The following is an 11,512-nucleotide window of genomic DNA, read 5'->3' on the forward strand; positions in this document are numbered from 1 at the left end:
CAGGGCGCTTGTCGGAGTGAACCGGTAAAATCGCCGGTTTGATATGCCCGGCGCAAGACCCTGTTCTTCTTCTTTCGGTCTTGCCGCCTGATGAGGCCCACGCACCATGTCCGATCTCACTCCCTACACCTACCCGCAGGAATTCGACGTCATCGTCGTCGGTGGCGGCCATGCCGGCACCGAGGCAGCGCTGGCGGCTGCCCGCATGGGCTGCCGCACGCTGCTGCTGACGCACAACATCGAGACGCTGGGGCAGATGAGCTGCAATCCTTCGATCGGTGGTATCGGCAAGGGGCATCTGGTGCGCGAGGTCGATGCGCTCGGCGGCGCCATGGCGCTGGCTACCGACGAGGGCGGCATCCAGTTCCGCACGCTCAACAGCAGCAAGGGACCGGCGGTGCGTGCCACGCGTGCGCAAGCCGACCGCATTCTCTACAAGGCGGCCATCCGCCGCATGCTCGAAAACCAGCCGAACCTGTGGTTGTTCCAGCAGGCCGTCGAGGACCTGATGCTCGATGGCGAACGGGTGGTGGGCGCCGTCACGCAGGTGGGCATTCGCTTCCGTTCGCGCACTGTGGTGCTGACGGCCGGCACCTTTCTCGATGGCCGCATCCACGTGGGCCTGAACAACTACCAGGCCGGCCGGGCCGGCGATCCGCCGGCGGTGTCGCTGTCGGCGCGCCTGAAGGAGCTGAAGCTCCCGCAGGGGCGGCTCAAGACCGGCACGCCGCCGCGCCTCGATGGCCGCAGCATCGACTTTTCCAAGTGCATCGAGCAGCCCGGTGATGGCGTGCCCGGCGGCGAGCGGCCCGGACACATGCCGGTGTTCAGCTTCATGGGCAACCGGACCATGCACCCGCGCCAGATTTCCTGCTGGATCACGCACACCAATGCGCGAACGCACGAGATCATCCGCAGCGGTTTCGACCGCAGCCCGATGTTCACCGGCCGCATCGAAGGGGTGGGGCCACGCTACTGCCCGAGCGTCGAGGACAAGATCAACCGCTTTGCCGACAAGGACAGCCACCAGATCTTTCTCGAACCCGAAGGCCTGACGACGCACGAGGTCTATCCCAACGGCATTTCCACCAGCCTGCCGTTCGACATTCAGTACGAACTGGTGCGGTCGATGCCGGGGCTGGAGAATGCCCATATCCTGCGGCCCGGTTATGCGATCGAGTACGACTATTTCGATCCGCGCGGTCTCAAGAACAGCTTCGAGACACGCCAGATCCAGGGCCTGTTCTTCGCCGGCCAGATCAACGGAACCACCGGCTATGAGGAAGCGGCTGCGCAAGGTCTGTTCGCGGGGCTGAATGCCGCGCTGCAGTGCCAGGGCAAGGAACCCTGGCTGCCCCGCCGCGACGAGGCCTACCTGGGCGTGCTGGTCGATGACCTGATCACCAAGGGTGTGACCGAGCCTTACCGCATGTTCACCAGCCGCGCCGAGTACCGGCTGCAGCTGCGCGAGGACAACGCCGACCTGCGCCTGACCGAGGCCGGCCGCCGGCTGGGCCTGGTGGACGACGCACGCTGGGATGCGTTCTGCCGCAAGCGCGATGCCATCGAACGCGAGACAGCACGGCTGAAGGCCACCTGGGTCAGCCCGCGCAACCTGCCGCAGAGTGAGGCCGAGCGCGTGCTGGGCAAGGCCATCGAGCATGAGTACAGCCTGTTCGACCTGCTGCGCCGCCCCGGCATCGGCTATGCAGATCTGATGGGTCTGCAGGCCGAGGCCTCCGCAGCGCCGATTGCCGCCCCTGATGTTTCACGTGAAACATTGGGAGACCTGTACGAGCCGGTGGCCGAGCAGGTCGAGATTGCCGCCAAGTACAGTGGCTACATCGACCGGCAGAAGGACGAGGTCGAGCGCGCGCAGCACTTCGAAAACCTGCTGTTGCCCGAGGACCTGGACTACGGCCAGGTTACCGCGCTGTCCTTCGAGGTGCGGCAGAAGCTCGCCCAGCATCGTCCGCAGACGTTGGGGCAGGCCTCGCGCATTTCCGGCGTGACGCCGGCGGCCGTTTCGTTGTTGCTCATTCATCTCAAGAAGATGGGCAAGAAGTGGGCTGCCAGCGGGTCGGTGGAGGCCTGATGCGGGACGAGCAACTCGACACCAGCCTCCGGGCCGGCACGCAGGCGTTGGGACTGGCCCTGACGGATGGGCAGCACCAGGCCCTGCTGCAGTATCTGGCCCTTTTGTCCAAATGGAACAAGGTCTACAACCTGACGGCGGTGCGCGATCCGGCCGAGATGCTGCGGCTGCACCTGCTCGACTGCCTGGCGGTGGTGGCGCCGCTGCAGCGCGAGGCGGCGCGGCTTGCCACCCCGGAGCAGGGCGCGCAGCTGCAGTTGCTCGATGTCGGCGCTGGTGGTGGCTTGCCCGGCGTGGTGCTGGCCGTCTGCTGTCCTGGTATTTCCGTCAGCTGCGTGGATGCGGTGGCCAAAAAGATGGCCTTCGTGCGCCAGGTGGCGGCCGAGCTTCGGCTGCCCAATCTGCAGGCCATTCATGCCCGTGTGGAGACGCTGACACAGTCCTGGGACATCATCAGCTCGCGGGCCTTTGCCAGTCTGAACGACTTCGTCTCGCTGACTTTGCCGGTGCTGCGGCCTGGAGGCCTATGGATGGCGATGAAGGGGCGCGAGCCCGATGCCGAGATCACGGAACTGCCGTCTGGCGTGCAGGTGTTTCACGTGGAACAGCTGCAGGTTCCGGGCCTGGATGCACAGCGCTGCATCGTCTGGATGGGCAAACCGGCTATCATCGGCCGCTGATGAATGAACGCGTTGCGGGTACTGCCCGCTGCGGCCGGCACGGCCGGGGCGTGGCCAATGGTGCAAATGCAAAGCGGCAGGAGGAAACTGAAAAATGGCGCAAATCTACTGTGTGGCGAACCAGAAGGGTGGAGTGGGCAAGACCACCACCACCGTCAACCTTGCCGCGGCGCTGGCCGGCATCGGCCAGCGCGTGCTGCTCATCGACCTGGACCCGCAGGGCAATGCCACCATGGGTTGCGGCGTGGACAAGCGTGCGCTGGAATTCTCCGTCTACGACGTTTTGCTCGGAACCAGCACTGCCGTGCAGGCGCTGGTGACCTCGCCCGCCGCCAGTTTCCAGGTGCTGGGCGCCAACCGCGACCTGGCCGGGGCCGAGATCGAACTGGTGGGATTGGAGCGCCGCGAGCGCCGCCTGCGCGATGCGCTGGCGGATCTGGATGACCAGTTCGACTTCATCCTGATCGACTGCCCGCCCTCGCTGGGTCTGCTGACGCTCAACGGCCTGTGTATGGCCAATGGCGTGATCGTGCCGATGCTGTGCGAATACTATGCGCTCGAAGGCCTCACCGACCTGGTCAACACCATCAAGCAGGTGCACGCCAACCTCAACCGCGATCTGCAGATCATCGGCATCCTGCGCGTCATGTTCGACACCCGCATCACGCTGCAGCAGCAGGTCAGCGACGATCTCAAGGGACACTTCGGTGACAAGGTGTTCGACACCATCATCCCCCGCAACGTGCGCCTGGCCGAGGCGCCCAGCCATGGCAAGCCCGGCGTGGTCTACGACCCGCATGCCAAGGGCAGCAAAGCCTTCATCGAATTCGCGCATGAGATGGTGCGGCGCACCCAGCCGCAGGCCGCGGCGCGGCAAAAGGCCCCCAGCGCATGAACGCGCCGGTGCAGGACGTGGCGGTGCTGATACTGCCGGGTTGGCAGGGCTCCGATGCGCAGCACTGGCAGAGCCGCTGGGAAGCCTTGTACGGCTACCAGCGCGTGCAGCAGCACGACTGGCAACACCCCCGAAGTGGTGACTGGCAGGTCCAACTCGAGGAGGCCGTGCTGCGGCAGACACTGCCGGTGGTGCTGGTAGCGCACAGCCTGGGCTGCCTGTTGGCGGCGCGCTGGGCGGGCCACAGCCGCCATGCCGCCCGCGTCAGGGCCGCATTGCTGGTGGCACCACCCGACACCGAAACCATCGAGAACCGGCACCTCCTGCCCGGCTGGCAGCCGATCCCGCGCGCCGCGCTGCCGTTTGCCAGTCTGGTAGTGGCCAGTAACGACGACCCATACTGCAGCCTGGCACGCGCCCGTGCCATAGCTTCGGACTGGGGCAGCCAGTGGCAGGAACTGCCGACCTGCGGCCACATCAACAGCGCGAGCGGCCTGGGCGACTGGGCCGCCGGCCATGCCCTGTTGCAAGGCCTGATCGCACGGACAACGGAACACTGAGGAACATTGAGGAGAACACACATGGCAACCAAGAAGCCCAAAGGACTGGGGCGCGGCCTCGATGCCTTGCTGGGGCCCAAGCTGGCCGAGCCGGGCGAAGCTGAAGCGGCCTTTTCGAAGACGCATGGCAGCCCGCGCGAGCTGGCGCTGGAAGACCTGGTGCCCGGCCAGTACCAGCCGCGTACCCACATGGACGAAGGCGCCCTCTATGAGCTGGCCGAGAGCATCAAGGCCCAGGGGGTGATGCAGCCGCTGCTGGTGCGTCAGCTCGCCGATGGCGAGCATGCCGGCCGCTACGAGATCATCGCCGGTGAGCGGCGCTTCCGCGCCAGTGCACTGGCAGGTCTGGCCACTGTGCCGGTGCTGGTGCGCGAGGTGGACGACCATGCTGCTGCCGCCATGGCGCTGATCGAGAACATGCAGCGCGAAGACCTCAACCCGCTGGAAGAGGCCCGTGGCCTGCAGCGGCTGGTGCAGGAATTCGGCCTGACGCACGAGCAGGCCGCCGGTGCCGTGGGGCGCTCGCGCAGCGCGGCGAGCAACCTGCTGCGCCTGCTGAACCTGGCCGAACCGGTGCAGACCCTGTTGATGGCCGGCGACATCGAGATGGGCCATGCGCGCGCGCTGCTGGCGCTGGGCAAGGCCGAGCAGATCACCGCCGGCCACGAGATCGCCGCCAAGAAGCTCACCGTGCGCGAGGCCGAGGCGCTGGTCAAGCGCGTTGCGCAGGGCAAGGGCAGCGAAAGCGCCAGGAAGACTGCCAGCCGCAAGAGCGGCGATATCCGGCGTGTCGAGGAGACGCTCTCGGATCTGCTGATGGCCCAGGTCGACATCCACGTGAAAAAGCGCGTGAAGAAGAACGGCCAGGTGCAGGAGTCGGGCGAGATCCGCATTCCGTTCGCCTCCATCGAGGTGCTTAATGGCGTACTCGAGCGCATCCAGGGTCCGCAGGATTTCTGAACCAGGATGAGCGGCCCGCGCGCTACCACCCTGATCGAGCTGGAGACCCCGCGCCTGCTGCTGCGGCAATGGCGGGCATCCGACCGCGCGCCGTTTGCCGCGATGGGGGCCGACCAGCGCGTGATGCAGTACTTCCCGGCCCTGCTCGATCGCGTGCAAAGCGATGCCATGGCCGACCGCTGCGAGGCGCTGATCGCCGAGAAAGGCTGGGGCCTGTGGGCGGTAGAGTGCCGCGCCAGCGGCGCCTTCATTGGCTTCGTCGGTCTGCATGAGCCGGCAGCCGCGTTGCCGTTTGCCCCGTGCGTGGAAATCGGCTGGCGATTGGCTGCCAGCCATTGGGGGCAGGGTCTGGCCATGGAAGCGGCCGCAGCGGCGCTGCAGGCAGGCTTCCAGGAACTGGCGTTGGCCGAGATCGTGGCATTCACCAGTGTGCCCAACCGGCGCTCGCAGGCCGTGATGCAGCGCCTGGGCATGCGTCAGGATGGCTTCTTCGCACATCCGTTGCTGGCAGCGGACCATCTGCTCAGCCGGCATGTGCTCTATCGGCTCGACTCCGCGGTGTTCAGGGCCAGCTCGCGGTCCATGACGCCAGTCTTGCGGCGCCAGGCCTCTTCTCCTTCTTTCTCGTGAGAATCTGACATGCCCGCAAGTACATGGATGCAGCACTGCCTGGCCCTGGCGGCCAGGGCGGTGGGGATCTCCAACCCCAACCCTGCGGTGGGCTGCGTGATCGTCAGCGCCGCCGGGGAGGTGCTGGGCGAGGGCCATACGCAGGCCGTGGGCGGCCCGCATGCCGAGGTGATGGCCCTGCGCGATGCCGCCTCGAAGGGCCATGGCGTGCATGGCGCCACCGCCTATGTGAGCCTGGAACCCTGTGCCCACCATGGGCGCACGCCGCCTTGCTGCGATGCGTTGATCGCTGCCGGCATCGGCAAGGTGGTGGCATCGCTGGCCGATCCCAACCCGCTGGTGGCGGGGCAGGGTTTTGCGCGGCTGCGTGGCGCCGGCATTGCCGTGGAGGTGGGCGACGGTGCCGAGCAGGCGCGCGAGCTCAACATCGGCTTCCTGCAGCGCATGGAACACCAGCGCCCCTGGGTGCGTGCCAAGGCCGCCGCCTCGCTCGATGGCATCACTGCGCTGCCCAACGGGCAAAGCCAATGGATCACCTCGGCCGAGGCGCGGCACGACGGACAGCGCTGGCGCGCGCGCGCCTGTGCCATTCTGACGGGCATCGGCACCGTGTTGCAGGATGATCCGCTGCTCAACGTGCGCGAGCCTGAGGGTGTGGCGCTGCCGCGCCAGCCGCACCTGGTGATTGTCGACAGCCGGTTGCGCACGCCGCCGTCGGCGCGGCTCTGGAGCGTGCCGGGGCGGCGCGTGCTGGTGTTTGGCGTGGCACCACCGGCGCATCAGGAGGACGAAGGCCTGCTGCAGCGCCAGCAGATGCTGCAGCGGCGCGGCGCCGAGGTGCTGCTGCTGCCACCGGCGCAGGCTGCGCAGCAGGGTGGGGCGCAGCGCGTCGATCTGCAGGCGCTGCTGCAGCATCTGCTGGCGCTGCCGGTCAATGAAATCCATGTCGAGGCCGGCGCGACCCTCAACGGCGCGCTGCTGGCGGCGGGATGGATCGATGAATGGCTGGTCTATCTGGCACCCTGCCTGCTGGGCACGGGCCGGCCCATTGCGGCGTTGGTGCCGCCGCTGCAAAACCTGCAGCAGGCCGGTCGGCTGCACTGGCACGGTGTGGAGCGAATCGGACCGGATTTGCGGCTGCTGGCGCGCCGCGGCTGAAACGGCCTGCTGCCTGGGGCTGCAACTCAGCCGGCCTGCCGCTTCAGGCCCACCAGGCAGAGCTTGTGCCGGGCCCGGGTGGCGCCGATGTAGAGCAAGCGCTGCTTCTCTTCCATCTCGGATTCGGTCGAGGGCAGCTCCGCCGAATCGATGATCACCACCAGCCCGAATGCCAGGCCTGCGCTGGCCTGCAGGCTCATGATCTTGACGGTGTCCTGCGCCGGGTCGAACTCGCCTGCGCCATGGCGCAACTGCTGCGGAATGCCCAGCTGCTGCAGCGCACCGTGGCACACGTCCATCTGGAAGCGGTTGCGGCACAGCACCGCCATGTCGCCCCAGGCCATGCCTTTGGCATGGGCCTGGCGCAGCAGCCTGGCGGTTTGCTGGCCCTGTTCGCGCAGATGGTCCATCCAGAAGATCTGTACGGCCGCGCCGCCCTGCCGGTCGCTCGCAGGCTTGAGACGGGGAATGCCATGCTCGCCACGCTCTTCGGGTTCGAGCAGGTCGCCGGCCATGCGCAGGGCTGCATTGAAGATCGGTGCGCTGTTGCGCTGATTGCCGGTCAGCCGCCGGATGTTCGCTGGCGCGATGCCCAGCCCGTCAAGGCGGATGTGCCGGGTGCGCCTGCGCCGGTAGATGCTTTGGGCATCGTCGAAGCTGAGCACCAGATGGTTGTTGCCGGGCTCGGGCAGCTGCGTGAGCATGGCCAGCCAGTCCGGCAGGAAGTCATGGGCCTCGTCGACCAGCACGGCCGCGTACTGGCCGGCCGGGATCGCTCCGTCGGCCAGGGCGGAGGTCACGCGCTGCACCACGTTCTTGATCTGCTCGGCCGCGGGCATGTGGCGCGGCGGCAGCTCCAGGTGGTAGGCCACCAGCTGCTCGCGGCACCAGCGGTGAAAGTGCAGTGCCAATACCTGCCCGGTGAGGTCGCGCTGCCGCATCTCATGCTGCAGCCACAGGGCCAGCGGCTCGTTGTAGCAAAGCAGCAGGATGGGGCGTGGATGGGGCGATTGCGCCTGCATCGCAGCCAGTTGCACCGCATGCGCGCACAGCTGCGTGGTTTTGCCCGAGCCGGCCACGCCGTGGATGATGTGGTGCCCGCGATGGGCGGCAATGCCTGGTGCGGGCGCCTGCGTGGGGTGATTTGCCGATCGGTCTTCGGCCTGCGGGGGCAGTGGGGATGAAGGCGCTGCGCTGCGCGAGAGATGCGCAAAGGCCTTGCCGAACAAGGTGGACGGCTCGAAGCGCCTTTCGGGATCAATCGGCTCTGGCATGGCGGTGCCGCGGGTGAGGCGCTTTTGTTTGCATGGCCCCGCCTGCTGGCGCAGGCCTGTGCTCAGTGGTGGTGACCATGTTCGCCGTGGGCGTGGCCGTGGGCGACTTCCTCCGGCGTGGCTGCGCGCACACCCAGAATGCGCACGACGAAGCGCACATGCTGGCCGGCCAGTGGATGGTTGCCGTCGAGCAGCACCTCGGTGCCCTTGATCTTCGTGACATGAAAGAGGTGTTCGCTGCCGTCCGGCCCCGGACCACGCAACTGGCCACCCACCTTGGTGCCGGGAGGCAACTCGGATTTCGGGATGGTCTTGACCAGGCTTTCGTCGCGTACGCCAAAGCCTTCCTCGGGCGGCAGGTCCACGGTGGTGGCAAAGCCCGTGGCCTGGCCTTCGAGCGCGGCCTCGATCTTGGGCAGCAGATTGCCGTGGCCGCCATGCAGGTAGGCCACTTCGTCGGCCTTGCTCTGCATGGGGCGGCCCTGGGCGTCGTCGAGGCGGTAACGAATGGTGACCACGGTGTCAGGCTGGACGGTGCTGCTGGATGGGCTCATGCACGGCTTTCATTGGATTGGGAATGGTAACAACATCGGTAAGTATAGAGGAGGGTGCGTGCCTCGAAGCCCCGGCCGGCACCCGGACGCCCCCTGCTCGTGGCAATGAAAGTTCCCGATTATTGTTCCTATATTAGGAACTAATATTAATAATTTTGTATGTTTATCTATTTATTTTTCAACAATAAAGTATGGCCCATCGCATGACGCGATTGCGCTCCGTGACCATGGCATGGCATCCCGCCGGATCAGGACGCGAAGTGCACACCTTCACGGTGAATTCATTGCAACAAAGGAGCAGACTATGAAAAAAATTGCCAGGATCATCTCGATGGCTGCCATTGCCGCGGCTGCGGCCAGCGCAGCCCATGCGGCCGCCTATGGCGACGACTCGGTGGGCGATTTCGACCGCCAGGCGCTTTCCACCCACGATCGCGCCGAGGTGCAGAAAGAGGCGCGTGCAGCCATCGCCCAGCACGCCTTCCGTGACGATGTGACCGCCGACTTCGACCGGCAGCAGGCGGGCTCGCAGCTCAGCCGCGAAAGAGTGCATGCACAGGCAGTCGAAGCCGTGCGCCAGCATCGCATCGATACGGGCTCGTGAGCGCGGCTCGTCGCACCACTGGCGGAGATGCGCCGGCGGCGGCTCAGCGTCTTTGTGCCGCCTCCTGCTGAGGTCCCAGCGAACGGCCCAACTGCGCAAAACGCTGCAGGTCCTGCCGCAGCAGTTGCGCGAAGGCGTCCGAGCGGGCCTGACCGTCATCGCTGACGTGGTAGCCCAGATCCTGGAGCTGCCGGCGCAGGCCGGGGCGCTGCAGTGCGGCCGCCAGCACCGCGTTGAGACGCTCGATGACGGTGTCGGGCGTTGCCGCCGGTGCCAGCAGGCCATGCCATTGGTCCAGCGCATAGCCGGGCAGGCCTTGTTCGGCCACGGTTGGCACGGCCGGCAGCAGTGGCGAGCGTTCGGGCGAGGTCACCGCAATGGCGCGCAGGCGGCCGGAGGCGAGCATCGGCATGGCGCTGGAGGCGGTGACGATGCCCAGCGCCACTTGACCGCCCAGCACATCGGCCACCGCCGGGCCGCAGCCTTTGTAGGGCACCTGCTCGAACTTCACTGTGGGTGCATAGGGCTGCAGCATGGTGCCTGCCAGGTGCTGCGGCGTGCCATTGCCGCAGGAGGCGAAGAACAGCGGCGTCTGCCGGTGTTTCCGCTCGGCCAGCAGGGCCGGCAGGGTGTGCACCGGGGAGTCCTGCGGAACCACCAGCACCGAGGGAATGAAGCCCACGTTGATGACGGCGCGGAAATCGCGTGCGGGGTCGAAATCCGGCGTGCCCAACACCGCCGGATTGATGGCGAAGGAGCTGTTGACCATCAGCAGCGTGTGGCCATCGGCGGCCGCGCGCCCCACATGGCTGGCACCGATGTTGCCGCTGGCGCCGGCGCGGTTTTCCACCACCACCGGCTGCCCGAGCGCCTGTTCCAGTTCGGGGGCGAGCTTGCGTGCCAGCAGGTCGGTGCCGCCACCGGGAGGAAAGGTCACGACGATGGTGATGGGTTTGCTCGGCCAGTCGTCGTGCGCGGCGGCCAGAGGTGCCGCGCCGCCCAGCAGCGCGGCGGCCAGTGCCAGTGGCAGTGGCCGGGCCGGCCATGGTGGGGTGGGTAGGTGCTTCATGGATGGCGTTCTCGAAGCCGGGATTGGGATGAAGGGGTCATGAAAAGACTTTGAACGGGTCCTCATACCGCATCCAGGCCGATGTCCAGCACCGGCGCGCTGTGGGTGATCCAGCCGACGGCGATCAGGTCCACGCCGGTGGCGGCAATCTGCGGCGCAGTCTCGGGCGTGACGCGGCCGGAGGCCTCGGTGATGGCGCGTCCGGCGGTCATCCGCACGGCCTCGCGCAGCGTCGGCAGGTCCATGTTGTCGAGCAGCACGATGGGCACCTGCAGCGTCAGGGCCTGTTCCAGCTGCGCGAGCGTGTCCACCTCCACCTCGATCTGCACCATGTGCCCGGCCACGGCACGGGCGCGCTGCACGGCTTCTGGCAGGCCGCCGGCAATGGCGATGTGGTTGTCCTTGATCAGCATGGCGTCGTCCAGGCCGAAGCGGTGGTTGCTGCCGCCGCCGACACGCACCGCGTACTTCTGCACCGCGCGCAGGCCTGGCAGGGTCTTGCGCGTGCAGGTCACGCGGGAGGCCTGGCCGGCGATCGCATCGGCAATGCGGGCCGTGGCACTGGCGACGCCGCTGAGCAGGCCCAGCAGGTTCAGCGCGCTGCGTTCGGCCGTCAGCATGGCGCGGGCCGGGCCCTGCAGGCGCGCAATGCCATCGCCAGGCTGCAGGCGGGTGCCATCGCTGCGCAGCGTCTCGAAGCGGATGGCCGGGTCGATCAGCTCGAACGCCAACTGCGCCAGGGCCAGGCCGGCCAGCACGCCGGCCTGGCGCGCCCGCAGTTCCAGCGTGGCGTGGGCGGAGGCTGGCACGATGGCATCGCTGGTGATGTCGCCACTGCGGCCCAGGTCTTCGAGCAGCGTGGCGCGCACCAGGGGTTCGAGCATGATGCGCGGCAGCGGTGTGATATCGGCAGGAGAAGCATCGGGCATGGGCATGACGGCAGACAGCAAGAAAATACGGGTGGCGGAATTTTATTCTCTTTCTGAGCATAAAAAATTCGAAGCATGACAAAACGCCATCCGTGGTGGCGGAT

13 protein-coding genes are annotated in these 11,512 nt (G+C 67.0%); 9 read left to right on the forward strand and 4 right to left on the reverse strand.

Features of this window, described 5'->3' with window-relative positions; genetic code table 11:
• The first annotated feature begins 106 nt into the window (after positions 1-106).
• The 7 genes from mnmG (at position 107) to ribD (ending at position 6,978) form a co-directional block, all read left to right on the forward strand.
• Positions 107-2,095, forward strand: a complete 1,989-nt coding sequence (gene mnmG, locus EV687_RS10585) for a tRNA uridine-5-carboxymethylaminomethyl(34) synthesis enzyme MnmG (RefSeq protein ID WP_122230041.1) — start codon at positions 107-109, stop codon at positions 2,093-2,095.
• Positions 2,095-2,775: a 16S rRNA (guanine(527)-N(7))-methyltransferase RsmG gene (gene rsmG / locus EV687_RS10590; protein ID WP_122230584.1), complete on the forward strand. Its 681-nt coding sequence runs from the start codon at positions 2,095-2,097 to the stop codon at positions 2,773-2,775. The genes mnmG and rsmG overlap by 1 nt, the downstream gene beginning before the upstream one ends.
• A 94-nt stretch (positions 2,776-2,869) precedes the next feature.
• Positions 2,870-3,670 (forward strand): ParA family protein, encoded by an 801-nt coding sequence (locus tag EV687_RS10595; protein WP_122230039.1) that lies wholly within the window; start codon positions 2,870-2,872, stop codon positions 3,668-3,670.
• Complete coding sequence (locus EV687_RS10600) at positions 3,667-4,230, forward strand: RBBP9/YdeN family alpha/beta hydrolase (RefSeq protein WP_122230037.1); 564 nt, start codon at positions 3,667-3,669, stop codon at positions 4,228-4,230. Before EV687_RS10595 ends, EV687_RS10600 begins: the two co-directional genes overlap by 4 nt.
• A gap of 21 nt (positions 4,231-4,251) precedes the next feature.
• Complete coding sequence (locus tag EV687_RS10605; RefSeq protein ID WP_122230035.1) at positions 4,252-5,190, forward strand: ParB/RepB/Spo0J family partition protein; 939 nt, start codon at positions 4,252-4,254, stop codon at positions 5,188-5,190.
• 6 nt (positions 5,191-5,196) lie between these two features.
• Positions 5,197-5,820 carry a GNAT family N-acetyltransferase gene (locus EV687_RS10610; RefSeq protein WP_122230033.1) on the forward strand — a complete coding sequence of 208 codons (624 nt, stop codon included), beginning with the start codon at positions 5,197-5,199 and terminating at the stop codon, positions 5,818-5,820.
• Between the two features lie 9 nt (positions 5,821-5,829).
• A complete protein-coding gene (ribD, locus tag EV687_RS10615) occupies positions 5,830-6,978 on the forward strand; it encodes a bifunctional diaminohydroxyphosphoribosylaminopyrimidine deaminase/5-amino-6-(5-phosphoribosylamino)uracil reductase RibD (protein WP_242612575.1) in 1,149 nt (382 codons plus the stop codon).
• A 26-nt stretch (positions 6,979-7,004) separates the two neighbouring features.
• Here the strand turns inward: ribD and EV687_RS10620 are convergent, their stop codons facing one another.
• The gene (locus EV687_RS10620) at positions 7,005-8,252 is read right to left on the reverse strand and encodes a 3'-5' exonuclease (RefSeq protein ID WP_122230029.1); all 1,248 of its coding nucleotides are present in this window, start codon (positions 8,250-8,252) and stop codon (positions 7,005-7,007) included.
• A 62-nt stretch (positions 8,253-8,314) separates the two neighbouring features.
• Positions 8,315-8,806 carry an FKBP-type peptidyl-prolyl cis-trans isomerase gene (locus EV687_RS10625; RefSeq protein WP_122230027.1) on the reverse strand — a complete coding sequence of 164 codons (492 nt, stop codon included), beginning with the start codon at positions 8,804-8,806 and terminating at the stop codon, positions 8,315-8,317.
• A 304-nt stretch (positions 8,807-9,110) separates the two neighbouring features.
• Here EV687_RS10625 and EV687_RS10630 point away from each other — a divergent pair, with 304 nt between their 5' ends.
• On the forward strand, positions 9,111-9,410 hold the full coding sequence (locus EV687_RS10630) for a DUF4148 domain-containing protein (RefSeq protein ID WP_122230025.1): 300 nt from the start codon (positions 9,111-9,113) through the stop codon (positions 9,408-9,410).
• 43 nt (positions 9,411-9,453) lie between these two features.
• Here the strand turns inward: EV687_RS10630 and EV687_RS10635 are convergent, their stop codons facing one another.
• Together EV687_RS10635 and nadC are read right to left on the reverse strand one after the other, a co-directional pair.
• A complete protein-coding gene (locus EV687_RS10635; protein WP_122230023.1) occupies positions 9,454-10,479 on the reverse strand; it encodes a tripartite tricarboxylate transporter substrate binding protein in 1,026 nt (341 codons plus the stop codon).
• 62 nt (positions 10,480-10,541) lie between these two features.
• On the reverse strand, positions 10,542-11,414 hold the full coding sequence (nadC, locus tag EV687_RS10640) for a carboxylating nicotinate-nucleotide diphosphorylase (RefSeq protein WP_122230021.1): 873 nt from the start codon (positions 11,412-11,414) through the stop codon (positions 10,542-10,544).
• On the opposite strand from nadC, the gene EV687_RS19285 reads away from it, so the two are divergent.
• A complete protein-coding gene (locus tag EV687_RS19285) occupies positions 11,362-11,487 on the forward strand; it encodes a hypothetical protein (RefSeq protein WP_278044256.1) in 126 nt (41 codons plus the stop codon). The two genes, nadC and EV687_RS19285, sit on opposite strands and share 53 nt — an antisense overlap.
• Positions 11,488-11,512: the final 25 nt, after the last annotated feature.

Origin of the sequence: Corticibacter populi, assembly GCF_004217315.1 — a bacterium.
GTDB lineage: Bacteria > Pseudomonadota > Gammaproteobacteria > Burkholderiales > Burkholderiaceae_C > Lampropedia > Lampropedia populi.